Origin of the sequence: Candidatus Magnetaquiglobus chichijimensis (assembly GCF_045865675.1) — a bacterium.
GTDB classification, from domain to species: domain Bacteria; phylum Pseudomonadota; class Magnetococcia; order Magnetococcales; family Magnetaquicoccaceae; genus Magnetaquiglobus; species Magnetaquiglobus chichijimensis.
This window is the reverse complement of sequence record NZ_BAAFGK010000004.1, coordinates 656,778-682,698: the sequence shown is the minus strand read 5'-3', so window position 1 is coordinate 682,698 and position 25,921 is coordinate 656,778. Positions and strand designations below refer to the sequence as shown.

The 25,921-nt window shown below is 60.7% G+C and carries 23 protein-coding genes; 11 read left to right on the top strand and 12 right to left on the bottom strand.

Going from position 1 to position 25,921, the window contains the following annotated elements; all coding sequences use genetic code 11:
• Positions 1-11: 11 nt before the first annotated feature.
• Both ACOY6C_RS07255 and ACOY6C_RS07250 read left to right on the top strand, forming a co-directional pair.
• Positions 12-1,082: a virulence RhuM family protein gene (locus ACOY6C_RS07255; RefSeq protein ID WP_420904814.1), complete on the top strand. Its 1,071-nt coding sequence runs from the start codon at positions 12-14 to the stop codon at positions 1,080-1,082.
• Positions 1,079-4,075: a type III restriction-modification system endonuclease gene (locus ACOY6C_RS07250; RefSeq protein WP_420904813.1), complete on the top strand. Its 2,997-nt coding sequence runs from the start codon at positions 1,079-1,081 to the stop codon at positions 4,073-4,075. The genes ACOY6C_RS07255 and ACOY6C_RS07250 overlap by 4 nt, the downstream gene beginning before the upstream one ends.
• On the opposite strand, the gene ACOY6C_RS07245 is transcribed toward ACOY6C_RS07250, so the two are convergent.
• Positions 4,076-5,587 carry a methyl-accepting chemotaxis protein gene (locus ACOY6C_RS07245; RefSeq protein WP_420904812.1) on the bottom strand — a complete coding sequence of 504 codons (1,512 nt, stop codon included), beginning with the start codon at positions 5,585-5,587 and terminating at the stop codon, positions 4,076-4,078.
• Between the two features lie 248 nt (positions 5,588-5,835).
• Here ACOY6C_RS07245 and ACOY6C_RS07240 point away from each other — a divergent pair, with 248 nt between their 5' ends.
• Positions 5,836-6,492: an OmpA family protein gene (locus ACOY6C_RS07240; protein ID WP_420904811.1), complete on the top strand. Its 657-nt coding sequence runs from the start codon at positions 5,836-5,838 to the stop codon at positions 6,490-6,492.
• A gap of 450 nt (positions 6,493-6,942) precedes the next feature.
• Here the strand turns inward: ACOY6C_RS07240 and guaA are convergent, their stop codons facing one another.
• The 6 genes from guaA to carA form a co-directional block, all read right to left on the bottom strand.
• On the bottom strand, positions 6,943-8,505 hold the full coding sequence (guaA, locus tag ACOY6C_RS07235; RefSeq protein ID WP_420904810.1) for a glutamine-hydrolyzing GMP synthase: 1,563 nt from the start codon (positions 8,503-8,505) through the stop codon (positions 6,943-6,945).
• Positions 8,506-9,972 carry an IMP dehydrogenase gene (guaB, locus tag ACOY6C_RS07230; protein WP_420904809.1) on the bottom strand — a complete coding sequence of 489 codons (1,467 nt, stop codon included), beginning with the start codon at positions 9,970-9,972 and terminating at the stop codon, positions 8,506-8,508.
• Positions 9,973-10,040: 68 nt separating this feature from the next.
• Positions 10,041-10,718 (bottom strand): RlmE family RNA methyltransferase, encoded by a 678-nt coding sequence (locus ACOY6C_RS07225; RefSeq protein ID WP_420904808.1) that lies wholly within the window; start codon positions 10,716-10,718, stop codon positions 10,041-10,043.
• A gap of 13 nt (positions 10,719-10,731) precedes the next feature.
• Positions 10,732-11,205, bottom strand: coding sequence for a transcription elongation factor GreA (greA, locus tag ACOY6C_RS07220; protein ID WP_420904807.1), 474 nt, complete (start codon positions 11,203-11,205; stop codon positions 10,732-10,734).
• A gap of 18 nt (positions 11,206-11,223) precedes the next feature.
• Positions 11,224-14,460 (bottom strand): carbamoyl-phosphate synthase large subunit, encoded by a 3,237-nt coding sequence (carB, locus tag ACOY6C_RS07215; RefSeq protein WP_420904806.1) that lies wholly within the window; start codon positions 14,458-14,460, stop codon positions 11,224-11,226.
• A 1-nt stretch (position 14,461) separates the two neighbouring features.
• Positions 14,462-15,610 (bottom strand): glutamine-hydrolyzing carbamoyl-phosphate synthase small subunit, encoded by a 1,149-nt coding sequence (gene carA / locus ACOY6C_RS07210; RefSeq protein WP_420904805.1) that lies wholly within the window; start codon positions 15,608-15,610, stop codon positions 14,462-14,464.
• Between the two features lie 341 nt (positions 15,611-15,951).
• On the opposite strand from carA, the gene ACOY6C_RS07205 reads away from it, so the two are divergent.
• Together ACOY6C_RS07205 and map are read left to right on the top strand one after the other, a co-directional pair.
• Positions 15,952-16,779, top strand: coding sequence for a PDZ domain-containing protein (locus tag ACOY6C_RS07205; protein ID WP_420904804.1), 828 nt, complete (start codon positions 15,952-15,954; stop codon positions 16,777-16,779).
• A 124-nt stretch (positions 16,780-16,903) separates the two neighbouring features.
• Positions 16,904-17,713 (top strand): type I methionyl aminopeptidase, encoded by an 810-nt coding sequence (gene map / locus ACOY6C_RS07200; RefSeq protein ID WP_420904803.1) that lies wholly within the window; start codon positions 16,904-16,906, stop codon positions 17,711-17,713.
• A gap of 118 nt (positions 17,714-17,831) precedes the next feature.
• Here map and ACOY6C_RS07195 read toward each other — a convergent pair whose 3' ends face one another.
• From ACOY6C_RS07195 to ACOY6C_RS07180, 4 genes are all read right to left on the bottom strand, one after another.
• A complete protein-coding gene (locus ACOY6C_RS07195; protein WP_420904802.1) occupies positions 17,832-18,230 on the bottom strand; it encodes a bacteriohemerythrin in 399 nt (132 codons plus the stop codon).
• 179 nt (positions 18,231-18,409) lie between these two features.
• Positions 18,410-20,428, bottom strand: coding sequence for a SulP family inorganic anion transporter (locus ACOY6C_RS07190; protein WP_420904801.1), 2,019 nt, complete (start codon positions 20,426-20,428; stop codon positions 18,410-18,412).
• A gap of 231 nt (positions 20,429-20,659) precedes the next feature.
• The gene (locus ACOY6C_RS07185; RefSeq protein ID WP_420904800.1) at positions 20,660-22,063 is read right to left on the bottom strand and encodes a hemolysin family protein; all 1,404 of its coding nucleotides are present in this window, start codon (positions 22,061-22,063) and stop codon (positions 20,660-20,662) included.
• A 115-nt stretch (positions 22,064-22,178) separates the two neighbouring features.
• Positions 22,179-22,556 carry a hypothetical protein gene (locus tag ACOY6C_RS07180; protein ID WP_420904799.1) on the bottom strand — a complete coding sequence of 126 codons (378 nt, stop codon included), beginning with the start codon at positions 22,554-22,556 and terminating at the stop codon, positions 22,179-22,181.
• 346 nt (positions 22,557-22,902) lie between these two features.
• On the opposite strand from ACOY6C_RS07180, the gene ACOY6C_RS07175 reads away from it, so the two are divergent.
• From ACOY6C_RS07175 to ACOY6C_RS07155, 5 genes are all read left to right on the top strand, one after another.
• On the top strand, positions 22,903-23,379 hold the full coding sequence (locus ACOY6C_RS07175) for a hypothetical protein (RefSeq protein WP_420904798.1): 477 nt from the start codon (positions 22,903-22,905) through the stop codon (positions 23,377-23,379).
• Positions 23,376-23,549, top strand: coding sequence for a hypothetical protein (locus ACOY6C_RS07170; protein WP_420904797.1), 174 nt, complete (start codon positions 23,376-23,378; stop codon positions 23,547-23,549). The genes ACOY6C_RS07175 and ACOY6C_RS07170 overlap by 4 nt, the downstream gene beginning before the upstream one ends.
• Complete coding sequence (locus ACOY6C_RS07165; protein WP_420904796.1) at positions 23,546-23,797, top strand: hypothetical protein; 252 nt, start codon at positions 23,546-23,548, stop codon at positions 23,795-23,797. Before ACOY6C_RS07170 ends, ACOY6C_RS07165 begins: the two co-directional genes overlap by 4 nt.
• A 229-nt stretch (positions 23,798-24,026) precedes the next feature.
• The gene (locus ACOY6C_RS07160) at positions 24,027-24,251 is read left to right on the top strand and encodes a hypothetical protein (protein ID WP_420904795.1); all 225 of its coding nucleotides are present in this window, start codon (positions 24,027-24,029) and stop codon (positions 24,249-24,251) included.
• 56 nt (positions 24,252-24,307) lie between these two features.
• Entirely contained in the window at positions 24,308-24,505 is a 198-nt protein-coding gene (locus ACOY6C_RS07155; protein WP_420904794.1) for a hypothetical protein, read from the top strand.
• Between the two features lie 191 nt (positions 24,506-24,696).
• Here ACOY6C_RS07155 and ACOY6C_RS07150 read toward each other — a convergent pair whose 3' ends face one another.
• Positions 24,697-25,173 (bottom strand): chemotaxis protein CheX, encoded by a 477-nt coding sequence (locus ACOY6C_RS07150; RefSeq protein ID WP_420904793.1) that lies wholly within the window; start codon positions 25,171-25,173, stop codon positions 24,697-24,699.
• A gap of 410 nt (positions 25,174-25,583) precedes the next feature.
• Between ACOY6C_RS07150 and groES the strand changes: the two genes are divergently transcribed.
• A complete protein-coding gene (groES, locus tag ACOY6C_RS07145) occupies positions 25,584-25,871 on the top strand; it encodes a co-chaperone GroES (RefSeq protein WP_420906098.1) in 288 nt (95 codons plus the stop codon).
• Positions 25,872-25,921: the final 50 nt, after the last annotated feature.

Here is a 25,921-nt window from a genome sequence, read left to right as displayed (position 1 = left end):
GAGACGCGACGATGACTACGCAAGCCTCGCAACCCACCGGCGAACTGTTGTTCTACGAAACCGAGGACGGTCGCACACGGGTGGAGTGCCGTTTTGTGGAAGAGAGCCTCTGGCTCTCCCAGGCGTTGATGGCCGAACTGTTTCATAAAGACATCCGCACCATCAACGAGCACTTGATGAACCTCTTCGAGGAGGGGGAATTGATCCCAGAGTCAACTATCCGGAAATTCCGGATCGTTCGCCGGGAGGGCGACCGGGAGGTGTCCCGTCTGATCGAGCATTACAATCTGGACGCCATTCTGGCCGTGGGCTACCGGGTGCGTTCGGCACGCGGCGCCCAGTTCCGGCGTTGGGCCACGGAACGGCTGCGGGAGTACCTCGTCAAGGGCTTCACCATGGACGACCAGCGGCTTAGGAATCCGCCGGTGGCCGGTTCCGGCATCCCCGACTATTTCGACGAACTGCTGGAGCGCATCCGGGACATCCGTGCCAGCGAGCGCCGCATGTATCTGCGGGTGCTGGAGATCTTCAAGCTGGCTGCGGACTATGCCCCCTCCAGCCGCGAGACGACCGCCTTTTTCAAACATATCCAGAACAAACTCCATTTCGCCGCCACCGGTCAGACCGCTCCCGAGTTGATCGCCAGTCGCGCCAACCATGCCTTGCCCAACATGGGGGTGAGCACCTGGAAGGGAGAGGTCGTGCGCAAGGGCGATGTGATCGTGGCCAAGAACTACCTGCAAGAATCGGAAATCACCGAACTGAATCGCATCGTCGTCATGTGGCTGGATTTTGCGGAAGATCAGGCCAAACGGCGCAAACAGGTGTTTCTCCAGGATTGGGAGCGCAGACTGGATGAATTCTTGCGCTTCAACGACCGGGAGGTTCTGCTCAGTCCGGGAAAGATCTCCAGAAAAGATGCCAATGACCATGCCGAAGCGGAATACGATCTGTTCGCTGCCAGGCGTCGCGCTTTCTTGGAGGCGGAAGGCGAACATGAATTGATCCATGCCCTGGAAGATGCGGCGGCCAAGCTTCCACCCCAACAAATCAACCCTGCCAAGCGGGGGAAACCGTCATGAAGCTCCACTTTGAACCCGACCTGGACTATCAGCTTGCCGCCATCGAAGCGGTGTGCGATCTCTTTCGGGGACAGGAGGCGTGCCGCACCGAGTTCACGGTCAGTCATGGCGGATCTCTTCACATGGCTGGAAACCGCCTTGAGGAGTTGGGCGTCGGCAACCGTCTGCTTCTGGCCGATGAGGTGCTCCTGGCCAACCTGCGGGCCGTGCAGTTGCGCAACGGTCTGCCCCCGTCCGACACCCTGGCCTCCGGCGACTTCACCGTGGAGATGGAGACCGGCACCGGCAAGACCTACGTCTATCTGCGCACCCTCTTCGAGTTGCACAAACGATACGGATTCACCAAGTTCGTCATCGTGGTGCCGTCGGTGGCCATCAAGGAGGGGGTCTATAAATCGCTCCAGATCATGGCCGACCATTTCCGGGGCCTCTACGCCAATACCCCCTTCGACTATTTCCTCTACGACTCCGGAAAACTGGGACAGGTACGCCATTTCGCCACCTCGCCCCACATCCAGATCATGGTGGTGACCGTGGGGGCCATCAACAAAAAGGAGGTCAACAACCTCTACAAGGAGACCGAGAAAACCAACGACGAACGTCCCATCGACCTGATCCGCGCCACCTGCCCCATCGTCATCGTCGATGAACCCCAAAGCGTGGATGGCGGATTGGAAGGCCAGGGAAAAAAAGCCCTGGACGAAATGCATCCGCTCTGCACCCTGCGCTATTCGGCCACCCACGTGGACAAGCATCACATGCTCTACCGCCTCAATCCGGTGGACGCCTACGAACGCAAACTGGTCAAACAGATCGAGGTGGCCTCCCTCGAAGTGCAGGGCGGCCACAACACCCCCTACATCAGATTCGTCGAGACCGGCAACAAACGCGGCATCGTCGCGCGGGTGGAACTCGATTGCCAGCAGGGCGACCGGGTACGCCGAATGGTCAAGAGCGTGAAAGCGGGCGATGATCTGGAGCGGATCTCCGGACGTTCGATCCATGCCGGCTGTCTGGTACAGAACATCGGCTGCAAGGCGGGTGAGGAGTTCCTGGAACTGGCCAACCTGGAGCGCCCCTTGCGTCTGGGCGAGGCTGTCGGGGATGTGGACCCGGACATCCTCAAGCGGCAGATGATCCGCCGCACCATCGAGGAGCATCTGGACAAGGAGTTGCGTCTGCTGCCCCAGGAGATCAAGGTTCTTTCGCTCTTTTTCATCGATGCGGTCGAGCATTACCGTGCCGGCCCGGATGTCGCATCCAAGAAGGGCAAGTATGCGGTAATGTTCGAGGAAGAGTACCGCCGGGCCATCGCCAAGCCAAAATATCACACCTTGTTCCAGGAGGTGGACATCCGCACCCTTCCCGAGGAGGTGCACAAAGGATACTTCTCAATCGACAAGAAGGAACGCTGGGCCGATACCGCCGAAAACAACCAGGCCAACCGGGATAACGCCGAACGTGCCTACAACTTGATCATGAAGGAGAAAGAACGTCTGCTCAGCTTCGAAACACCTCTGAAATTCATCTTTTCCCATTCCGCCCTGCGGGAGGGGTGGGACAATCCCAACGTCTTCCAGATCTGCGTCCTGCGCGACATGGGTACGGAGATGAAACGGCGCCAGACCATCGGTCGCGGATTGCGTCTGTGCGTCAACCAGCAGGGGGAACGGTTGCGAGGATTCGACGTCAACACCCTGACCGTCATCGCCTCCGAGAGCTATGAGCAGTTCGCCAAAACGCTGCAAAAGGAGATCGAGGAGGAGACCGGGATCCGATTCGGCATGGTGGAGCCCCACGCCTTCGTGACCATCCCGGTGGCGGGCACCGCCGGACAAATCGCGCCCATGGGCATCGAAGCCTCGACACGTCTTTGGCATCATCTTGTGGAGACCGGCCATCTGGATGGCAGGGGAACGATCCAGGACTCCCTGAGAACGGCCATCCAGACCGGAACCCTGCACCTTCCGGAACCCTTTGCCGCTTCGCTTCCCCAGGTGCGCGAGCTGTTGGGCAAGCTGGCCGGGAAACTGGCGATCAAGAATGCCGACGAGCGGATCTCGATCAAGACCCGTCAGACGATCCTGCACGGCGAGGCGTTTCGCGCTCTTTGGAACCGCATCAAACACAAAACCACCTACCGGGTGGCATTCGACAATGCGCGACTGCTGGACGATTGCACGCGGGCCATCCAGGAGGCCCCACCCGTCATACCGGCCCGCATGCGATTCCGCAAAGCCGATTTGACCATCGGCAAGGGAGGCGTGGCTGCCGTGGAAACGGCGCAAGCGGCGCCTGTGGGCATCGACGAACCCCCATTCGAACTTCCCGACCTGCTCACGGTGTTGCAGGATCAGACCCAACTCACGCGGAAAAGCATCGTGCAAATCCTGACCAGCAGTGGACGCCTGGAGGATTTTCGTCGCAACCCGCAACAGTTTCTGGAATTGGCCTCCGAGAGCATCCAACGGGCCAAACGTCTGGCCCTGGTGAACGGCATCCGCTATCAACGCATCGGCGCGGACCACTACTTTGCCCAGGAACTCTTCGAACAGGAGGAGTTGACCGGATACATCAAGGAGATGCTCCGGGATACCCACAAATCGGTTTACGAACACGTGGTGTATGATTCGTCCGTCGAACGGTCGTTCGCCGAACAACTGGAAACCAACGAAGCGATCCGGGTCTATGCCAAGTTGCCAGGATGGTTCAAGGTTCCCACACCGCTTGGGAGTTACAATCCGGACTGGGCCATCCTGGTGGACAAGGATGGCGACGAACGGCTCTACTTCGTGGTGGAAACCAAGGGTGGACTGTTCCAGGATGATCTGCGCCACCAGGAGAGGGCCAGGATGGCCTGCGGCAAGGCGCACTTCCAGGCCCTTGCCACAGACGACAACCCGGCCGTTTACCATGTGGCGACCAGCGTGGACGATCTGATGGCGCATGTCATCGCGTCGGGGACGACCATATCGTCCCCCGGAACGAAATAATCACCCCAGCCGGGCTGGAACCGAACTCACCCGGAAGAATCCCACCAGCGATTCCAGACGATGCGCCTGATTGGAGAGTTCGCCGGCGGTGGCGGCCATCTCCTCCGAGGAGCCGGCGTTGCGCTGAATCACCTGATCGAGCTGTTGCAGGGCCTTGTGGATCTGATCCACCCCGCTGTTCTGCTCCTGGGTGGCCGTGGCGATCTCCTCGATGCGTCCGGCGGTTCGTTCGATGTCCGGAACCACCCGCTGGATGATCGCTTCCGCTCTCTCCGCCGTGCGCGCGCTGTTGTCGGCCAGATGCATGATCTCCCCCGCCGCGCCTTGGCTGCGCTCGGCGAGCTTGCGCACCTCGGCGGCCACCACCGCGAATCCCTTGCCCTGTTCCCCGGCCCGCGCCGCCTCGATGGCGGCATTCAACGCCAACAGATTGGTCTGACGGGCGATCTCCTCGATGACGGCGATCCGTTGCGCGATCTCCTTCATGGCCACCACCGCCTCCCGCACCGCCACGCCCCCCTCCCTGGCGTCCCTGGCAGCCCGTGACGAAAGGGTGCGGGTCTCCTGGGCATTTTGGGTATTCTGCTGAATGTTGGCCAACATCTGTTCCATGGCTGCGGAGGTCTCCTCCACGGCGGCGGCCTGCTGGGTGGAACCCTCGGCCAACGCCTGGGCGGTGGCGGTGAGCTGTTCGCTTCCGGAGGTGACATGACCTGTGGCATCCTGGACCCCGGCGATCACCTCCCGCAACCTGGTCGCCACGCCGATCACGCTCTGGATCATCGAGCCGAATTCGTCGTGACGATTCAAGATGCAGTTGACGTTGAGGTCGCCCTGACTCAGTTGATGGATGTTCCGCTCGCATGTGCGGATCGGTTGGGTGAGATCACGGGTCAGCAGAATCCCGATGGCCAGCGTCAACAGCATGATGGAGATGCCCACCCCGATCAGGATGGATTGCACCCAGCCCACCTGGTCGCGAATATGTTTTGTATTTTCAATCGCTTCAGTGGTTTGGCTGTCTCGCAACCAGGCCAACTTCTTCTGTGTGTTCGTGGAAGCCTCGTCAAACACCTCCATGATTGCGTTGCCGGCCTCCAATCCCTCATTCAGATAGGCATGGGCCATTTCGCCGCCCTTGGCAAAATAAAGATCAAAGGCGCGGTCCAGGTCGCGCAGTTTCTCCAGGGCGGCGTGATCCTGTTCATTCTGGAACATGCGCTGAAATTTTCCCACGCCTTCCTTGAACACCTTGGCAGCCTCGTCGGCCTCCTTGATCCCATCGGTCTCGTGGGTGGCGGCCACATCGCTGAAAAACTGCTGAACATTGATCACCCCGGCGGTCATCTCGTGGGCCAGAAGCGCGAAGGGAAGACTCTCCTCCTCGACCTGCCGCGCGGCCACCTCGACGCTGTTCAACGACCAGTAGGTTCCCACGAATCCCACGAAGACGACCAACAAGATGAAAACAAACGCCAAGGCCAATTTGGTGCCGATGCGGATTCGATTCATGGAAATCTTTCCTTGATTGTTTCATTCATGGAAGAGTATATTTATATCATCCTACCATATTGCCGGGTTTGCCAATTTGTCAATATTTTTTCTTCATAAAGGTTCATTCTTAAGCAGCGGATCAATGGATTCCACCCAAACGAGGCATTCAAAAAAAAACTGCCTCGGAAATTTCAAGAGTGACAACTTCATCAGAATCTGGTAGATTGCAACTTTCCTTACCTCCAACCTTAGAGTCGATGGAAACCATGAAATATACCAATATCACCCTGTTGGCCATGGCCGGCGTCGTCACCCTGGGCCTGTCGGCCTGTACCCCCGCCTCCGTCAAGGAAGGTTGGATGGCCAAGAACGGCTATTCCCAGTGGCATCCGCAAAAGAGCAGCAACCAACTCGCCGCCGCCGGCACGCAGTGCTTCTTCTGCAATGGCGACGCGCCCGCCGCGCCGGCTCCGGCCCCCGCGCCGGCTCCCGCGCCGGTCGATGGTGACGACGACAAGGATGGCGTGCTCAACTCCAAGGATCAGTGCCCCGGCACCCCTCTGGGCGCCAAAGTCAACGCCGTCGGCTGCTGGGTGCTCGACAACCTGCACTTCAAGACCGACAAGGCCGTGATCGAGCCGATCTCCTTCCCGCTCCTCGACAGCGTGGTGACGGTCCTGAAGAACAATCCGAACGTCAAGATCGAAGTCCAGGGCCACACCGACAACACCGGCACCAAGCCCCACAACGACAAGCTTGCCAAGGCCCGCGCCGAGTCGGTCAAGCAGTATCTGGCCAAGAAGGGCATCGATGCCAAGCGTCTGACCACCGCCGGTTTCGGCGCCGAAAAGCCGGTCGCGCCGAACACCACCCCGGATGGCCGCGCCAAGAACCGTCGCGTGGAACTCAAGCCGATGAAGTGATGCCGCTCTCTCACCAGGCGCATCACGATGACAAAAAAGGAGGCACCTCACGTGCCTCCTTTTTTGTTACCATGGTACCATGGAACTCCCGCCAGGGATCTTCCATGGTGAAGGGGTTCTCCCCTCATCATGCTGACTGAAACGCCGGAACAACGGGAGGTCCACGGTCCGGATTGTCCCCCATCCGTGCCAAGACCAACAAACGAAAAAGGAGGCTCATCGCCTCCCTTTTCATGCGTCCTCATGATTCAACGATCTCAGGAACAACCGATGGCACCTGTGACCGGGCCACTTGCGAGCGTCATCGTCACCGACGGTTCCTTGAACCCCTAATGGTGCCGGCAACGGTTCCTTGGCCCCCTCACTCCCGCTCCATGGTGCCGGCAACGGTTCCTTGACCCCCCCTCACTCCCGCTCCGTGGTGCCGGCAACGGTGCCTTGAAAACCTCCTCACTCCCACTCAATGGTGCCGGGGGGCTTGGAGGTGATGTCGTAGACCACGCGGTTGATCCCCTTGACCTCGTTGATGATGCGGTTGGCGATGCGCGAAAGGATATCGTGGGGCATGGGATACCAACTGGCGGTCATGAAATCACGGGTCTCCACCGCGCGCAGGGCCACCACATAGTCGTAGCTGCGACCATCCCCCATCACCCCCACGCTCTTGACCGGCAGAAACACCGCGAAAGCCTGGGAGATCTTGTCGTAATGGCCGGTGTTGTAGAGTTCTTCCAGATAGATCGCGTCCGCGCGGCGCAGCAGATCCGCATACGGTTTCTTCACCTCGCCCAGAATGCGCACCCCGAGTCCGGGACCGGGAAACGGATGGCGCAGGATCATACGCGCCGGCAGCCCCAGCTCCAGTCCGACCGAGCGCACCTCATCCTTGAACAGTTCGCGCAGGGGTTCGAGCAACTTCAACCCCATCCGCTCCGGCAACCCACCGACGTTGTGGTGGGACTTGATGTTGGTGGCGGCCTTGGTATTGGCTCCGGCGGATTCGATCACGTCCGGATAGATGGTCCCCTGGGCGAGCCATCTGGCCCCGTCGATCTTTTTGGCCTCCTCCTCGAACACCTCGATGAAGGTGTGACCAATGATCTTGCGTTTTTGTTCCGGATCGCTCACCCCGGTCAGACGCGACAGAAACCGCTCCTCGGCATCGACACGGATCACCTTCACGCCCAGATGTCTGGCGAAGGTGGCCATCACCTCCTCCCCCTCGTTCAGGCGCAACAGGCCGTTGTCCACGAACACGCAGGTCAGTTGATCCCCCAGCGCCCGGTGCAGCAATACCGCGGTCACCGCCGAATCCACCCCGCCGGAAAGCCCCAGGATCACCCGATCCGCGCCGACCTTCTCGCGTGCGCGAGCGATTTCATGTTCGATCACGTTCCCGGCGGTCCACAGACCGGAACAGCCGCAGATATCCCGCACGAACCCTTGGATGAAGGTGGCGCCATCCTCGGTGTGGTTGACCTCGGGGTGAAACTGCACGCCCAGAATCGCCAACTCCACATGTTCCATGGCGGCCAGGATGCCGTTGTCGCTCATGGCCAGGGTTTCGAAGCCGAACGGCACCCGCGTGACGTGATCGCCGTGGCTCATCCACACCCGTCCCTCGCCACGGGAGAGGAATCCACCCGGAAACTCCCGCCCCTTGCTGGTGGCGCGCAACAGCGCATGGCCATACTCACGGGTCGCCGAGGGGGAGACCTCGCCGCCGAAGTGACGGGCCAACAGATGCATGCCGTAGCAGATCCCCAGAATCGGCACCTGTTGGGCCAGCGCGGCCTCGTTCATGCCCGGCGCGCCGTCATCGTACACCGAATGGTGGCCGCCGGAGAGAATGATCCCCTTGGGCGCGAAGGCTTGAATCTCTTCGGCCTCCATGCTCCAGGGGTGGATCTCGCAGTAGGCCCCGGACTCCCGCACCCGACGGGCGATCAATTGCGTGTACTGCGAGCCATAGTCGAGGACCAGGATCTTCTGGGCGTGCAACAGGTCATCCATCTACAGTAATCCCGATTGATAGTTGGGCGCTTCCTTGGTGATGGTCACGTCATGAACGTGGGACTCCTTGAGTCCGGCGCTGGTGATCTGGACAAAGACCGGCCTGGTGCGCATGGCGGGGATATCCGCGCAGCCGACGTACCCCATGGCCGCGCGCAGTCCACCCACCATCTGGTGGATCAACAGCGAAAGCGGACCCTTGTAAGGCACGCGCCCTTCGATCCCCTCGGGCACCAGTTTGCGGGTTTCGACCCCGGACTGAAAATAGCGGTCCTTCGATCCCTTGGCCATGGCCCCCAGGGATCCCATGCCGCGATAGGTCTTGTAGCTGCGCCCCTGGTACAGAAACACCTCGCCCGGTGATTCGTCCGCGCCGGCGAACATCGAGCCCATCATCACCGTCGAAGCGCCGGCGGCGATCGCCTTGCCGATTTCGCCGGAATATTTGATGCCGCCATCCGCGATGATCGGCACGTCGCTCTTGTCGGCCTCCTCGGAACAGTCGGAGATGGCGGTGATCTGCGGAATCCCTACGCCGGCGACGATGCGGGTGGTGCAGATCGATCCGGGACCGATCCCCACCTTCACCGCGTCGGCTCCGGCATCGATCAGGGCGCGGGTCGCCTCGGCGGTGGCCACGTTGCCGGCGATCACCTCCACCTGGGGATAGCGATTCTTGACCCAGGAGACGATCTCCAGCACCCCCCTGGAGTGGCCATGGGCGGTATCGACCACCACCACATCCACATCGGCCTCCACCAGCGCTTCGACGCGACGACGACCATCCCGACCAGTACCCACCGCCGCACCGACCCGCAACCGACCGGTTTCATCCTTGCAGGCATTGGGGTTGGTCTGGGATTTTTCGATATCCTTGACCGTGATCAGTCCCACGCAGCGGAAGGCGTCATCCACCACCAGCAGTTTCTCGATGCGGTGTTTGTGCAGCAACCGTTTGGCCTCGCTCATCGCCACACCTTGCTGCACGGTCACCAGTTTGGATTTTGGGGTCATCAACCCCTTGACCGGCTGGGTGAGATCGGTGGCGAAACGGACGTCGCGGTTGGTGAGAATGCCGTGCAGCTGACCATCCTCGGCGGTGACCGGAATGCCGGAGATGTTTTTTTCCCGCATGAGGTCGATGGCGGTTTGCAGGGTGGCCTCCGGGGTGACGGTCCAGGGATCGAGCACCAGGCCGGTGACGAACCGTTTGACGATGCGCACCTCGGTGGCCTGTTCCTTGATGGTCATGTTTTTGTGGATGATGCCGATGCCCCCCTCCTGGGCCATGGCGATGGCGGCGCGCGCCTCGGTGACCGTGTCCATGGCCGCGGAGACCAGGGGGATGTTGAGGCGGATTTTTCTGGTCAGGCGGGTGGAGATGTCCACCGTGGTCGGCAGCACCTCCGAGTAGGCCGGTACGAGCAGCACATCGTCGAATGTCAAAGCCTGTTTGATAACGCGCATGGCATGCCTCACGCTGGAGATGTCTACACAATACCCTTAAGACTCGAGTTTTCTTGACGCAACCCGAATCAATCGTCATTTTCCTTGAAAAGGTCGGATCGCCCCTTGAAACCGGAACCGATGAGATAAAGCTCCGCGCTGCGATCGCGACTGGCGGGTGGTTTTTCCACCTTGATGGAGGAAAAATGCAAGCGGGTCGAGCGGACCAGTGCGTGGAAATCGGGGCCCTGGAAGAGTTTCATCACGATGCGACCGCCTGGACGCAACACCTCGACGGCAAAATCGAGGGCCGCCTCGACCAGCAGCGAACCACGTCCCTGGTCGGCCACCTTGAATCCGGTCATGTTCGGGGCCATGTCGGACAACAGCACATCCGCCTGACCTGTTGGACCCATGCCGGCGCGCAAAGGTTCCAGGATGGTTTCGTCCAGAAAATCCCCCTGGAGAATCAGCGCGCCAGGCACCGGATCCATAGGCAGCAGATCCATGGCCACCACGCGACCCTGATCGCCGACGCGACTGGCGGCCACCTGGGTCCATCCACCAGGCGCGGCGCCGAGTTCCACCACCACGTCGCCGGGACGGAACAGTCCCCGTCCCTGGGAGCGGGCGGCCAGGGCGGCATCGATCTCGATGAGCTTGTAGGCCGCGCGGGAGCGATACCCGTCGCGTCTGGCGGCGGCCACATAGGGATCGTTGCGATGTTCTTCCAGCCAACGGGCGCTGGACGGGCGACGGTTGGCCATGGGACGGGACGACCTAGAACTGAATGGCGAGGATTTCGTAACGCAGCACGCCGCTCGGCGCGCGCACCTCGATGGTATCGCCCACCTCTTTCCCGATCATGCCGCGCGCCATGGGCGAGGTGATGGAGATCATGCCCTGCTCCAGATCGGCCTCGTCCTCGCCGACGATGCGGTAGACGGACTCGGTATCGGTCTTTTCGTCCACCACCGTCACCTTGGCGCCAAACACCACCTTGGTGGAGCGGATGCGGCTGGTATCGATGATCTCGGCGAGGGCCAGCATCGATTCGATCTCCTGGATGCGCCCCTCGTTGAAGGATTGCTGCTCCTTGGCGGCGTGATACTCGGCGTTTTCGGAGAGATCGCCGTGATCGCGGGCCACGGAGATCGCCTCGACGATGCGGGAACGCTCCTCGCTCTTGCGGCGTTTGAGTTCGGCCTTGAGTTTTTCCGCCCCTTGGAGGGTCATCGGTACTTTTTTATTCATGATTTTTCCCAAGCCCTCTCAAGCGTGATAATCCTGCAACGCCTTGCACTGAAGTTCGCTCGCGCGCACGGCGGTCATGGCCTCGACCGCGGCGCGCATTCCGGCCACGGTGGTGAAATAGGGTATGCCGGTCATCAGTGCCGTGCGCCGCAGCGAAAACGAGGCCGCCAGGGCCCGTTTGCCCTGGGTGGTGTTGAAGACCAGGGCCACCTCGCCGTTTTTCATCATGTCCACGATGTCGGGACGCCCCTCCTGGACCTTGTTGATCACCTTGACGGCCACCCCTTCGCGGATCAGGTGGCTGGCCGTGCCACGGGTGGCGCAGAGCTTGAAGCCCAACTCCAACAGTCCGCGAGCGGGGGCGATCACCGCCTGCTTGTCGGCATCCTTGACCGAGATGAACACCATCCCGCCATCCGCCGGCAGACGCGGCAGGATCGTGCCGGCCCCTTCCTGGGCCTTGGCGAAGGCGCGTCCGAAATCGCCGGCCAATCCCATCACCTCGCCGGTGGATTTCATCTCCGGACCGAGCACGGTGTCCACGCCCGGGAACTTCTGGAACGGGAAGACCACCTCCTTGACCGCGACGTGATCGAGTTTGGGATAGTGGCGCATCCCCACCTCATCCAGGGTGGCGCCGGCCATGACCCGCGCCGCCGCCTTGGCCAGGGCCACGCCGGTGGCCTTGGAGACGAACGGCACGGTGCGCGAGGCGCGCGGATTGACCTCCAGCAGATAGATCACGTCGTCCTTGATGGCGAACTGCACGTTCATCAGGCCGACCACGCCCAACGCATCCGCCAACTGGAGTGTCTGGCGCTCGATCTCCTCCAGCAGGGCCTCGCCCACCGAATAGGGGGGCAGCGAGCAGGCCGAATCCCCGGAGTGGACCCCTGCCTCCTCGATATGCTCCATGATGCCGCCGATCACCGCATCCTTGCCGTCGGAGACGCAATCGACATCGATTTCGATGGCATCGTTCAAGAAGTGGTCGATCAACACCGGATGGTCCGGGGAGGCGCGTACCGCGGTGACCATGTAGCGTTCCAGATTTTCCGCGTCGTGGACGATCTCCATGGCCCGTCCGCCGAGGACATACGAAGGACGTACCACCACCGGGTAGCCGACCCGCTCGGCGACGAGGCGCGCCTCTTCCGGAGAGCGGGCCAGACCGTTTTCAGGTTGTTTCAGATCCAACCGTTGCAGCAACACCTGGAACCGTTCGCGATCCTCGGCGATGTCGATGGCATCGGGCGAGGTGCCGATGATCGGCGCGCCGGCGGCTTCCAGGGATTTGGCGAGCTTGAGGGGAGTCTGTCCGCCGAACTGCACGATGATCCCTTCGGGCTTCTCCGTATCGACGATGGCCAACACGTCCTCGAGGGTCAACGGCTCGAAATAGAGCCGGTCCGAGGTGTCGTAGTCGGTAGAGACCGTCTCCGGATTGCAGTTGACCATGATGGTCTCGAAGCCGGCATCCTTCAACGCAAAGGCGGCGTGGACGCAGCAGTAGTCGAACTCGATCCCCTGGCCGATGCGGTTGGGACCGCCGCCCAGGATCATGATCTTGCGCCGGTCGCTCGGACGGGCCTCGCACGCCTGATCGTAGCTCGAATAGAGGTAGGTGGTCTGGGAGGCGAATTCGGCGGCGCAGGTATCGACCCGCTTGAAGACCGGTCGAATCTCCTTGGCCAGTCGTTCCGAGCGCACATCGGCGGCGGAACAGCCCAGCAGCGCACCAAGCCGCTGATCGGAGAAGCCCATGGCCTTGAGGCCGCGCAACCGCTCGGCGGGGAGGGCGGCGAGATCCAATCCGGCCAGGGACTGTTCGGCCTCGACGATCTGGGCGATCTGATCCAGAAACCAGGGGTCGATGACCGTGGTCTCGTGAAGCCACTGGGCGCTCTTGCCCATGCGCAGGGCATCGGCCAGCAACAACACCCGGTCCGGACCCGGATGGCTCAACCGCCAGGCCAGCTCCGCCTCCATGTCGGAGGTGTTGGCAAAGCCCGACGGGTCGAACACCGGATCGAATCCGCTCAGGCCGGTCTCCATGGAGCGCAACGCCTTCTGGAGCGACTCCTTGAAGGTGCGTCCGATGGACATCGCCTCGCCGACCGATTTCATCTGCGTGGTGAGGATCGCCTCGGCCTGGGGGAATTTCTCGAAGGTGAAGCGTGGGATCTTGGTGACCACGTAGTCGATGGAGGGCTCGAACGAGGCCGGGGTGACCCCGGTGATGTCGTTCATAATCTCGGGCAGCAGATACCCGACCGCCAGCTTGGCGGCCACCTTGGCGATCGGGAAACCGGTCGCCTTCGAAGCCAGGGCCGAGGAGCGCGACACGCGCGGGTTCATCTCGATGATGATCATCCGCCCGGTCTGGGGTTGGATGGCGAACTGCACGTTGGAGCCGCCGGTATCCACGCCGATCTCGCGCAACACCGCGATCGAGGCGTCGCGCAGCTCTTGCAACTCCTTGTCGGTCAGGGTCATGGCCGGGGCCACGGTGATCGAGTCGCCGGTGTGGATCCCCATGGGGTCGAGGTTTTCGATGGAGCAGACGATGATGGCGTTGTCGGCGCGATCGCGCACCACCTCCATCTCGAACTCCTTCCAGCCCAACAGCGACTCTTCGACCAGCACTTCGCGGGTCGGGGAGGCGGCCAGGCCGAAACGGATCAGCTCCACGTACTCCTCGCGGTTGTAGGCCACGCCGCCGCCGGTGCCACCCAGCGTGAAGCTCGGACGCAGGATGGCCGGGAACCCCACCTCCTCGAGCACCTCGAGGGCCTCTTCCAGCGAATGGGCGAACCCCGAGCGCGGCAGTCCCAGGCCGATGCGGTGCATCGCCTCCTTGAACTGCATGCGGTCCTCGGCCTTGGCGATCGCCTGGCTCGAGGCTCCGATCAGCTCCACCCCGAACTCGTCGAGCACCCCGGCCTTGGCCAAAGCCATGGCGAGATTCAAGGCGGTCTGCCCCCCCATGGTGGGCAGAAGCGCGTCGGGGCGCTCCTGGCGGATGATGCAGGTGAGGGAATCGACGGTCAGGGGTTCGACGTAGGTGCGGTCGGCCAGCTCCGGATCGGTCATGATGGTGGCCGGATTGGAGTTGACCAGGATGACCTTGTACCCTTCTTCTTTGAGGGCCTTGCAGGCCTGCACCCCGGAGTAGTCGAACTCGCAGGCCTGACCGATGATGATCGGGCCGGCGCCGATGATGAGAATGCTTTGGATGTCCGTGCGTTTTGGCATGTCACACCATCAGCGACGCGAATTGACGGAACAGATAATGGGCGTCGTGGGGCCCCGGACTGGCTTCGGGATGATACTGCACCGAGAAGACCGGTCGGGATTTCAACCGCACCCCCTCGACGGTGCCATCGAACAAAGAGAGATGGGTCACCTCCAGATCATTCGGCATGCCGTCGGGTTCGACCACGAAGCCGTGGTTCTGGGAGGTCACCTCGACCTGGCCGGTCAGGAGATTCTTGACCGGATGGTTGCCGCCGCGATGACCGAATTTCAGTTTTCGGGTTTTGGCGCCCAGGGCCAGGGAGAGCATCTGGTGGCCCAGACAGATCCCGAAGATCGGCAGATCGGTTTCGAGCAGCCGGCGGATCACGGCGATGGCATGGTGGACCGCCTCCGGATCGCCGGGACCGTTGGAGAGGAACACCCCGTCCGGTTTTCGGGAGAGGATGTCGTCCAGGGTGGCGGCGCGGGGCAGCACCTTGACGTGGCACCCCACGGAGACCAGCCCGCGCAGGATGTTGCGTTTGATGCCGAAATCCAGGGCCACGACCCGCTTGCCGGAGAAGGTGCGTTCCGACTCGTCGCGATCGGTGGCGCTCCAGATCTCCTTTTTCCAGGGAATCGGGCCATCGGTCCAGTCGTGCGGGGTGTCGCAGGTCACCTCGGGGGTGAGGTCCATGCCGGCCAGGCCGGGCCAGGCGCGCGCCTTGGCGACCAGGGAGGCGGTATCGAAGTCGAGGGTGGAGAGCACGCCGCGCAGCGCGCCGTTTTCGCGCAGATGGTTGACCAGTCGCCGGGTGTCGATCCCCTCGATGGCCGGCACGTCGTACCGTTTGAGAAACTCCGGCAGCGACTCGCGGGCTCGCCAGTTGGAGACGATCCGGGAGTTCTCCTTGACCACGAAGCCGCGAATGCGGGGTCGTTCGGACTCCATGTCCTCGGGGTTGACCCCCACGTTGCCGATCTGCGGCGCGGTCATGGTGACGATCTGACCCGCGTAGGAGGGATCGGTGATGATCTCCTGATAGCCGGTCATGGAGCTGTTGAAACAGACTTCGCCCACCTGCTCACCGCCCGCGCCGAAGGAAAAACCATCGAAGCGCGTCCCGTCCTCCAGCACCAGCACGGCCCGTCCGTTATCGTTCGCCATGCGACCATCCTTATCGTCGAGTAATTCCCATGCCATGATCCGGCCAGCCTCCCTGGGGAAGAGGATGCGCGGCATACCCGCGTTTTTTTTGTGCCGTGAAACTTCGGTCGCCCCCCACGGTGCCCGGATCAATCCCCATTTATACTCCCGGCGTGTTCCGAAAGTCAACGCAGGTGGACGCGCCGCAAAAATCCCTCTATGCTTTCTCGTAACCTGGCATGATGGCAGGAACCTCGCATCCCCCTGCCACGGGCACGCCAACCTGGGGAGTTTCTTGATCCATTATGCCGGATCGGATGGCGCTTCGCGACCCTTAATTTTCGCTTTCGGAGGCAGACCGCATGTCCGCGACCCGTACCCGCCGCGTCTTGACCATGACCGCGCTCGTTTCGCTTCTCGCCTCTCCGGCCATGGCCGGCGGCTGGCTGGGGATCACGGTGCAACCCCCGGAAGGTGTGCGGATCGGCGAGATTTTCAAGGATGGACCGGCGGACAAGGCAGGACTGACCCGCAACGACATCGTGTTGAAGGTGGATGGCAAGGGAATCGTCTCGACGCGGGATTTTCTCGCCACGCTCGCCTCGGCCCAGCCCGGCAAGGAGTTGACCCTGCTCGTGCAGCGCAAGGGCGAAGAAAAGGAGATCAAGATCACCCCGGACGACAGCCGCGATCACCCCTCCAGCGCCCCGGACGGACGAAACGAGGAGCCGCGCGGTCCGCAGCCGTCTCGCGAGCGACCCCGCGCCGAAGTCTGGCCGGGTCAGCCCCCCCTCTCCCCGGAGATGGCCCGTCAACTCCCGGATGCGTATGCCATGCCCCCGGAAGGGATGCCGCCCCTGGAAGAAATGGCGCCACCCCAGGCGCGGGAGATGCCCGCCGACCCTGCCGAACCACCGGCCACCGTCTGGCTGGGGGTGGCGCCGGAGCTGGCCCCCAACGGGGTCGCGGTCGCCCGCGTGGCTCCTGGCGGTCCCGGCGAACGGGCGGGTTTGAAAATCGGGGATCAGATCATCTCCGTGAACGGTCAATCGATCGGCTCGCCGCGCGCCATGGCCCGGGTGCTGCGCGGCTTCAAGCCCGGCGATCTGGTGGAGATGACCATCCACCGCAAGGGACAGCTGATCGACACCCAGGCCCAACTGGCCGCCCCTCCCGCGGATCCACCGTGATCCGGGCACTCTCATGATTGTGCAAAGTTCTTCTTGCGCAATAAAAAAATATTTTGCGCAATAACGGCGCACCTCATCCACATCGCGCCGCAAGATCACGCGTCACCGAGGAACCGGGAACCCCATGCCAACCATCAAAATAAAGACCGCCGAAGAGATCGAGTTGATGCGCGCCTCCTGCCGCCTGGCCGCGCTCACCTTGAAAATGATCGAGCCGCACATCCAGCCCGGCGTTTCCACCCAGCAACTCAACGACCTCTGTCACGAATTCCTGGTGAACAACAACGCCCGCCCCTCGCCGCTCAACTATCGGGGCTTTCCGAAATCGATCTGCACCTCGATCAACCAGCAGGTTTGCCACGGCATCCCCGGTCCGCGCACCCTGCGTGACGGGGATATCATCAACATCGATGTCACCGCCCACCTGAACGGCTTTCACGGCGACACCAACAAGAGCTTTCACGTCGGCACCCCCATCCCCAAGGCGGTCCGCCTGGTCCAGGTGGCCAAGAAGTGTCTGGACGCAGGCATTCGGGTGATCCGTCCCAAGGGCCATTTCGGCGACATCGGCGCGGCCATCGAGGTTCTGGCCCTGAAGAATCAATGTTCGGTGGTGCGGGAGTATTGCGGACACGGCATCGGTCGGGAGTTCCACGAGGAGCCTGCCGTGCTTCATTACATCACGGACAAGAACGGTCGCAAGCTTCCTCCCGGCGCGGAATTCAAACCCGGCATGATCTTCACCGTGGAGCCGATGGTCAACCTCGGCGGCGCGGAGATCCGCGTCCTTCCGGACCGCTGGACCGTGGTCACCAAGGACCATTCGCTCTCGGCCCAGTTCGAGCACACCATCCTGGTCACCGAGACCGGCTACGAGGTGTTGACCGATCTGGATGGGGAGTATGCGGAAGGGAATCTTGCCGTTCTGGCGTGAACCTGGCGCGTTCGCGTCGGACGGACAGCGCGCGCGGCCAGACCGGCGCATGAAAATTCCAACGATTGAGGCCGCCCACTCTTGCAGGGCCTTCTGCAAGAGTGGGCGGCCTCAATCGTTACGAATCCAGAAGTTTCCGATTCATGCCCCGATCGAAATTCAAGACGTGATGGAGCAGCGCGCTCACCCACTCATACAGCGATTGAGCGGTCTTGTCCCGGTTGAAGATCGAATCGCTCAACCAGATCGCCTCGAGCTGGGTTCGAAGCAGAAGATGCTTGTTCCGATGCGCCTGGAATATCTCCTCGCCAAGCGGACGCCAGATCACCTCTTCGTCCCGAAAATGTCGGCGGGTGTATTCGAACAGTTCATCGAACAGTTCGCTCAAGACCAAGATCTGCTCCTCGGTGCCCAGGGTCTGGAAAATACGATTGGCGATGTCAAACAAAAACCGATGCTGTCCGTCGATCTCGGCGTTGCCGATCTCGTACTCCGGTTTCCATTCCACACTGATCATGGGTATGCCCCTCCCTGCAAGGGCTGAATGGATGAGAGCGCGCGGTCCGATCCCGTGAATGGACGCGCTCTCCGGATGGTCCACGCAAGCATAGCCTCGATCAGTCCCCGTTTCCAGCCCTCATGAACCGATCCGGTCCGGATCCCGCCGCGCCGGAGAGATCCGGATCCAGTGTCCCATCAATCGTTCATCGCCTTGATGATCTCATCCTTGGCCTGCTGATAATCCTTCTGGATCTCCTGCATCAACTTTTCCGTGGTGGACAGACGACTCCAGGCCAGTTCAACGTCCGTGCCCTCGATCATCCGGGTGAGGTTGCGGATCTCATGTTCCTCGGTATTGAGCAGATTCAGCGCGGAAAGATCCCCGCGCAACACCGCCAATCGATGGTCGCAGGTTCTCTCCTCGTCGTTTCCGCCACAGGTGCACGAAACCGTCAGATTGGACCCCTCGCGCCGCAACAGAATGGTGAACGGTTCCGAATCCGGCTCCTGGGCGAGCAAATCCAGTTCCTGGATCGGACTGAGCAGCGCCTCGTAGGCCTCCACCGCCTTCTTGACGGTTGGGAACAGGTATCCAGGCTCGAGATTCCTGGTCAATCCCATGCGTTCGAGTTGCCGGCGGAACGGATAGGTGGTGTCGGCGATTTTCACCTCGATCCCCATGGCGTTGACCTCGCGCAGGAATTCGGCAAACCGTTGCGCGGCGGTGATATCCATGTCGGTGATTGCCTGGGCGTCGATGATCAACCATTGGATCGGCACATTGGACGAGGTGATCAACTGCCGAAGCCGGTTGGTCACATGGCGGGCATTGGCATAGATCAACGGGGCATAGAGCCGGTAGACCAACAACCCGTCGATGGTTTCGCCCTCCACGGAGTTGACGCCGAAGTCACGGAATTTGCGTCCCGGTCCAGGCCGACGGAGCACCGCGTCGCCGGGGCGGGAGACCTCGACGATCAGCCCGATGAGGGCGATCAGAAGTCCCAGGATGATGCCGGGCACCACCCCGGAGATCAGGATCCCCAGGGTCACAGCCATGGAGATGGAGAATTCGAAACGATCCTGGCGCAGGAGTTCCCGCAAGGGGGCGATCTCCAGCATCCCCAGACCGGTGAAGATCAGAATCGCCCCCAGGGTCACCTTGGGAAGGAAAGCGAGCAGATCGGTCAAAAAGAAGAGGAACAGCAACAGCCCGGCGGCGGCGACCAGTTGCGCCATCTGTGACTTGCCGCCGGTGGAATCGACGATCGAGGTGCGGGATTGACTGGCCGAGACCGGGAATCCACTCAACAGACTGGCGCCGATGTTGGCCATGCCCAGGGCGCTCAACTCCTGATTTGGATTGATCTGGTAGCGGTTTTTGTCCGCGAACACCTGGGCCAGCAGAATGCCGTCGGAAAAGGCCAGAAAGGCGATCGCCAGGGCGGCGGGTACCAGCGCGGGCAGATCGGACCAGTGGATGATCGGCATGGCCAGTGCCGGAGCGCCAGCCGGAACGGCCCCCACCAGGATCACCCCCATTTCGCCCAATCCGAGGTAGCGGGCCGCCAGGATCCCCAATACCGACACCACCAGCGCGCCGGGCAGCCAGGGCAGATGTCGGGCGATGACGATCAGGGTCAGGATCGTGGCGATGCCGAAGATCAGGGTAGGCGCGTGGGTCTGATGGATCTGCGTGGCGATCTGCCAGAGCAGGGGAAAAAAGTCCTCGCCGCTGGTCTTGATGGCGAACAGCTTGCCCAGTTGGGTCGAAACCAGGATCAACGAGGCGCCGTTCAGATAGCCGACCAGAACCGGTCGGGAGAGGAAATCGGCGATGGTGCCGATGCGCAGATGGGCCGCGAAGACCAGGATGGTGCCGGAGAGCAGGGCCAGCAGCGCGGCCAGGGCCGGAATCCGCGACGGGTCACCGGCGGCGAGCGGCAGGATGGCCGTGCCGGCCAGAAGGCCGATGGCCGCATCCGGACCGGCGATCACATGCCGGGAAGAGGCGAACAGGGCGTAGCCGACCGATGCGGCCAGGGCCGCGTAAACCCCGGAAATGGGCGGCATGTGCACCAGTTCGGCATAGGCGATCACCGAGGGAATCATGACCACGCAGGCGGTGAGTCCGGCAACGAGATCGTAACGCAACCAGGAGAGTTGATAGGTTTTCAGGGTGTCATAAAACGGGAGCGAATGGGATCTTGACATGGTGGGTTGGTCGAATTTTATGAGAAATGGTCATTGTTGAGAACCCCCCAATATTGCAGAGGTCCGAGGACCGCAAGCCCCCCGGCTTGGATGCGGAGGCAGCGACTCCGAGGTTTTGTCTTTGATTTTAAAACGCAGAGGTCCTGAATGGTGACGATCAACAGTTGACAATCAAGACGAAAACGCCCGGCGACGCATCGCCGGGCGTGGTGAAACCTGCAATCTGACGGATCAGTGGGCGTGGCTGGAAGCCGCTTCCGCGCCCGAAGCCTCCTCGCCTTCCGCCTTGACAGGCTTGACGATGCGTTCGAATTTTACCTTGGTGATGCGGTGATTGTCCATCTCCAATACCGAAATCTTGGCATCATCCAGATTGACGGCATCCTCGGCGCTCGGGACATGACCGAGTTCGTGATAGATCAAACCACCGATGGTCCGGTATTCGTCCACTTCCGGGAAGTTGTAGTTCAAGACCGTGCGCAGGTCCGAGATGCGCATCGAGGCATCGATCACAAACTGACCGGAATCCAGTTTCTTCACGCGCCGCGTGCCCTGGGTGAATTCGTCCTCGTAGTCGCCAACGATCTCCTCGAGGATATCCTCAAGGGTGATGATCCCCTCGGTTCCGCCATACTCGTCGATCACCACCGCCAGTTGCTGACGGTTGGCCTTGAACTCCTTGAGCAGATCCCGCAACCGCTTGCTGTTGGGTACGATGTAGCACGGATGCAAATATTCGGCGATGGGGCGGTCGATCTGGGACTCCTTGGATTCGGCCATCACGCTCAAAAGCTCCTTCATGGCCACGTAACCGAGGATGTTGTCCAGGTTGCTCTCATACACCAGGTAACGGGCATGCGGCACATCGCGGAACCGGGTGAGGGCATCCATGAGGGTGGTCTCCTTGCTGAAGGCAAGGATGTCGGTACGCGGCACCATGGCCGAACGAACCGTGCGCTCACCCATGTCGATGATGCCGTGGATCATCCGGGTATCTTCGGGTTTGAGCACGCCGGCGCCTTCGCTGGCGGTGATGATGGTGCGGATTTCATCCTGGGTCATGGTGAAGTGTTCGCCATGAGAACCGATCAGGTCCCCCTGCCCCCAGGTCCAGAGCAGGAAATTGGAGGCGTGCTTCATGGCCCAGATCACCGGGGTCCAGAGGGTGTACTGGAAGTTCACCGACCAGGAGACCGCCATGGCCACGGCCTCGGCCTTGTGGAAGGCGAGGATCTTGGGGGCCAGCTCGCCACCCACGACATGCAGGAAAGAGATGATGATGAAGGCGGTGATGTAGGCGGTGAAGCTGGCGGTCTTGGTCAACTCCGCGCTGGAACCGAACACGCCGAAAAGTCCCTGGAACCAGGGATCCATGATCAGGGCCAGGGTGTCCATGCCCACGGCGCCCAGCGCCAGGGAGACGATGGTGATGCCGATCTGGGTGACCGAATAGAACCGCTCCGGCTCCTGATGGAGATCTTGGACCCGTTGCGCCGCCTTGTTGCCGTTTTCGGCCAACTGGCGGATTTTGCTGCGTCGTGCGCCGGTGATCGCGACTTCAGAACCGACGAAGTAGGCATTCCCGATGATCAGAAGCAGAATCAGGAACAGTTTCAACCATAAATAAGTTTCCATGCGAATGAGATCCTCAGATTTCCATGAAATGGGGCCAGCAGGTATGTCGGGAGTGAATCCTCTCACCCCCTATCGCCATGGAAAGTTCCTCGAGAGTTCCATGGCGTGGCGATGATCAATCTTTCAAGGCCTTGATCAGCCGTTTGCGCGCGTCGGCAAAATCCTCTCGGGCATTCTCGAGATGCTTGATCGCGTCAACCATGTCTTGGAGCGCTCTGCCGACATCGGTGCCCGCGATCCAGGCTACCACCTTTTTGACATCTTCGGGATTGTTGCTGATGACATCCTTGCTGGAACCGGAGAGCAGGGTGATCCGGTGTTGGCAGATATCATCGACTCCCGCGGAGCAGGAGCAGGTGGCGGTGAGGTTTTTTCCGGTTTTGCGGACAACGATTTCCAGGGGAACCCCTCGTTCGCCGCGGACCTGAAAGTATAGCTCTGGCATCAAAAAATCTCCGTAGTAAGTTGAAGTGGAATTCAAACCAAATTTCACGAATCAGTCAAGAATGTGAGCAAGCATTCACGACTCATGGGTGAATCTGATGTTGCATCAAAGTTGAATTCCTTTCTGGCCAAGATGTTACAGATTCCATGTAAAGTTTCAATGATTTTTTTTTCCTTTGCAATGGCATTTTTTATCACGAAAAAATTATTCATACGAAAAATCTTAGATGTAAAATATTTATATTCAAGAGACTTAAATATATTAAAAATCATATTAATTTACAGAAGGATTTGATGAAATCCAACCTCGTGACAAGTTTGATAATCTAATGTGAGATATGAAACAGCCATTCAGACCCCACGGATGTGAATGAAAAATCACAAAGGAGAGAATCATGAGCATGCAAGCCAAACAGTTCCGGGAGCAGGTCGTTCGACCCGCCCTGGCCCTCGTCGCCATGGAGTCGCCGGCGGCGGAGGCGCTTTTGATGGGCACGGCGGCGCAAGAGTCGGGCATGGGACGCCATCTCAAACAGGTGGGCGGCGGACCGGCCCTCGGGGTGTTCCAGATGGAACCCGCCACCTATCGGGATATCTGGGAGAATTTTCTCAACCATCAACCGGCGACGCTCCAGAGGGTGCGCGGATGGTGGCCCACCCTGCCCCTTCCCGAACGCATGATCACCGACCTGATGCTGGCCGCGGTCATGTGTCGGATCCACTATCGGCGGGTACGCGAACCCCTGCCCGCCGCCGAGGATCTGCCCGGCCTGGCCCGCTACTGGAAAAAACATTACAACACCTTGCTCGGAGCCGGAACCGAAGCGGAATTCATTCACAACTGGCATCGCTATGTGGAGGAGAAGGTATGAACACACTTTGGATCGAACGTTTTCGCGAACCCTCAACCTGGCGCGGGGTGGTGATGCTGCTGACCGCATTCGGTGTGTCGATCTCGCCGGATACCGTGAATGACGTGGTGGCCGTGGGCACCGGGGTATCGGGGTTGATCGGCGTGCTGACCGGGGATACCCGCCCATGAACGGCGCCGGCAACCCTTTCGATGCCCTGCTGCATGACCTGCTGTTGAGCATGGGCAAGGTGCAGGGCAGTCTTGAGGCGATCCAGCAACAACAGGAGCACCAGACCGACTGGATGGCCAGACTCGATGATCGTCTGCGACGCGTGGAACGCAAGGCGGCGGTCAACGGCATGATCGGCGGTGGGGTGGTGGGAACGGGTCTTTCGGTGATGGCCGAATACATGCGCACCCGCATGATGGGCGGGTGATGGGAGGTGTCAGGACAAGGCGCCATTCCAAACGGAGCTTGAAGTGACGGACGGGTGATCGGGAGGGGCGGAGGAAGACGGTTCCCAAACGGGGCTTGAAGTCGTATCATCTCCATCGTGCGTCAAACCGCCCGGCTGGTTGCGGGACCGATCCGGGATCCCCGACCAGGCCGGGCGTCACGACGCCCTCCTCCGCTCCAATCACCCGAACCGCCCGTGGAAAGTCACCATGCCCAGCCAAGACCGTTCATGCGCATCAAACCGGCATCATCCTCTGCGCCGCTCCGGGTTGTTCCCGTCGTTCCTCATCCTGCTCCTGCTTGTCGCCACGCTTCCCGCATGCACCTCCCAGGAGGTGGGGCGTTCGGTCTACCGGGCCTTTGAACAGAAAAAATGCCAGGAGGAGAACGGTTCCATCGAGAGCTGCAACCACGCCATTTCCGCACGTCCTTGACAAGCCGAATGCCCTGGAACAACCGATGCGTCGGATAGAGGAGGCGGGAGAAAACAATGCCGAAAATCGCAGGAAAGCTGACGGAAGAGATTCTGGATCAGGCCACCAAGGCCAGACAGGCTCTGGACGCCCTGGAACGGCTGGCCAGAAACGATCGCGGGGAGTTCGCCGACCCCGCCGCCGTGCGGGCGCAACTCAACGCCGCCCAGGCACACGTCATGCGCGCCACGGAGAAGACGCGAACACTCCGGTGAGCTGAAACAAACGACGTTCAGGCGCGGTAGAACACCTCGACGAAAAACAGACCGGTAAGCTGAAACAAACGACGTTCAGGCGCGGCAGAACACCTCGACGAAAAACGGACCGGTGAGCTGAAACAAACGACGTTCAGGCGCGGTAGAACACCTCGACGAAAAACAGACCGGTGAGCTGAAACAAACGACGTTCAGGCGCGGTAGAACACCTCGACGAAAAACGGACCATTGTCGGTGCGAAAATAGCACTTGGTGCTGCCCAGGGGCTTGGTGTAGCCGATCTGATGATCCCGTCCGACGATCACCTGGGGCGGGGTGAGATTGATCATGTCCTCGCAGATGCGGCTCTTGACCGCGCCCGCGATGATGTTGGCCAATTCGCCGATGGCGTCCTTGGCCGTGTTGTTGAAGGTTTCAAGCTCATCGCCGGAGAAGGCGGCGGCCAGTCCCACCGCGCAGTGGAACGGCGCCGAAACATGCACCCCCCCCTCCATGGCGCCGTTGAAGGCGATAACCGCCGTGACGTCGGCCTGCGGTGGCACATAGGTCTCATCCGCGGTCGTGGAGACCGATGGACCGGCCTTGATGCCGATATCGGTGGTGAAAAAAGCAACCACCGTCTCGTCGATGGCTTCCCGGATCACATCGGCTAGATTAGCGATGACCATGATAATAAGCTCCCCATTCAGGCATGGACTCTTGGCGGCCTTTGGTTTGACTTAAAACACCCCCATTTTCCCGTGCAACAACTCCTAAAGAGAGCCTCACGGTGGAGATGAGGGGGCGTTCCCCCATCATGCAAAAAATTGCCACCTGGATCTATCATACATCAAAGAATCTGACTTTCAATGTCTCATCTCGCAAATCTCGCCGAATCGTAAACAAGCATTAACAATCAATGGCGGGAAAATTTCCCGATCTCCCCTCTTGCACAATGGCCGACTCGTATCCATCTGTTTACGAAAAATCATCAAAGGCACTGACGGGCATGCCGGTGGAACCGGCGTCCAAGGCACGACACCCACGGTTCAGGCATCACAAATCAAGATTGATTTCAAGGAGACCCCCCCTCATGACCATTCCATTCCAACCCCTGCATGATCGCATTCTGGTTAAGCGGGTCGAGCAACAGGAGAAGACCACCGGCGGCATCCTCCTCCCAGACACGGCCAAGGAAAAACCACTCCAAGGCGAGGTGCTGGCTGTGGGTCGTGGCGCGGTGCGCGACGATGGCACCATCCGTCCTCTGGAAGTCAAGGTCGGCGATCGGATCCTGTTTGGAAAATACGGCGGAACCGATGTGAAATTGCAGGGCAATGAGTATGTCATCCTGCGGGAAACCGACGTCATGGGCGTGATCGGATAACATCATCCATTCAAGATCCTTCGGGATCGAACATCGAGGGAGCGTGTTGA

What these genes read in the sequence shown, in the direction of transcription:
- ACOY6C_RS07255 (WP_420904814.1), top strand. Translation starts at nt 12, where the DNA reads ATGACTACGCAAGCCTCGCAACCCACCGGCGAACTGTTGTTCTACGAA.
- ACOY6C_RS07250 (WP_420904813.1), top strand. Translation starts at nt 1,079, where the DNA reads ATGAAGCTCCACTTTGAACCCGACCTGGACTATCAGCTTGCCGCCATC.
- ACOY6C_RS07245 (WP_420904812.1), bottom strand. Translation starts at nt 5,587, where the DNA reads ATGAATCGAATCCGCATCGGCACCAAATTGGCCTTGGCGTTTGTTTTC.
- ACOY6C_RS07240 (WP_420904811.1), top strand. Translation starts at nt 5,836, where the DNA reads ATGAAATATACCAATATCACCCTGTTGGCCATGGCCGGCGTCGTCACC.
- guaA (WP_420904810.1), bottom strand. Translation starts at nt 8,505, where the DNA reads ATGGATGACCTGTTGCACGCCCAGAAGATCCTGGTCCTCGACTATGGC.
- guaB (WP_420904809.1), bottom strand. Translation starts at nt 9,972, where the DNA reads ATGCGCGTTATCAAACAGGCTTTGACATTCGACGATGTGCTGCTCGTA.
- ACOY6C_RS07225 (WP_420904808.1), bottom strand. Translation starts at nt 10,718, where the DNA reads ATGGCCAACCGTCGCCCGTCCAGCGCCCGTTGGCTGGAAGAACATCGC.
- greA (WP_420904807.1), bottom strand. Translation starts at nt 11,205, where the DNA reads ATGAATAAAAAAGTACCGATGACCCTCCAAGGGGCGGAAAAACTCAAG.
- carB (WP_420904806.1), bottom strand. Translation starts at nt 14,460, where the DNA reads ATGCCAAAACGCACGGACATCCAAAGCATTCTCATCATCGGCGCCGGC.
- carA (WP_420904805.1), bottom strand. Translation starts at nt 15,610, where the DNA reads ATGGCGAACGATAACGGACGGGCCGTGCTGGTGCTGGAGGACGGGACG.
- ACOY6C_RS07205 (WP_420904804.1), top strand. Translation starts at nt 15,952, where the DNA reads ATGTCCGCGACCCGTACCCGCCGCGTCTTGACCATGACCGCGCTCGTT.
- map (WP_420904803.1), top strand. Translation starts at nt 16,904, where the DNA reads ATGCCAACCATCAAAATAAAGACCGCCGAAGAGATCGAGTTGATGCGC.
- ACOY6C_RS07195 (WP_420904802.1), bottom strand. Translation starts at nt 18,230, where the DNA reads ATGATCAGTGTGGAATGGAAACCGGAGTACGAGATCGGCAACGCCGAG.
- ACOY6C_RS07190 (WP_420904801.1), bottom strand. Translation starts at nt 20,428, where the DNA reads ATGTCAAGATCCCATTCGCTCCCGTTTTATGACACCCTGAAAACCTAT.
- ACOY6C_RS07185 (WP_420904800.1), bottom strand. Translation starts at nt 22,063, where the DNA reads ATGGAAACTTATTTATGGTTGAAACTGTTCCTGATTCTGCTTCTGATC.
- ACOY6C_RS07175 (WP_420904798.1), top strand. Translation starts at nt 22,903, where the DNA reads ATGAGCATGCAAGCCAAACAGTTCCGGGAGCAGGTCGTTCGACCCGCC.
- ACOY6C_RS07170 (WP_420904797.1), top strand. Translation starts at nt 23,376, where the DNA reads ATGAACACACTTTGGATCGAACGTTTTCGCGAACCCTCAACCTGGCGC.
- ACOY6C_RS07165 (WP_420904796.1), top strand. Translation starts at nt 23,546, where the DNA reads ATGAACGGCGCCGGCAACCCTTTCGATGCCCTGCTGCATGACCTGCTG.
- ACOY6C_RS07160 (WP_420904795.1), top strand. Translation starts at nt 24,027, where the DNA reads ATGCCCAGCCAAGACCGTTCATGCGCATCAAACCGGCATCATCCTCTG.
- ACOY6C_RS07155 (WP_420904794.1), top strand. Translation starts at nt 24,308, where the DNA reads ATGCCGAAAATCGCAGGAAAGCTGACGGAAGAGATTCTGGATCAGGCC.
- ACOY6C_RS07150 (WP_420904793.1), bottom strand. Translation starts at nt 25,173, where the DNA reads ATGGTCATCGCTAATCTAGCCGATGTGATCCGGGAAGCCATCGACGAG.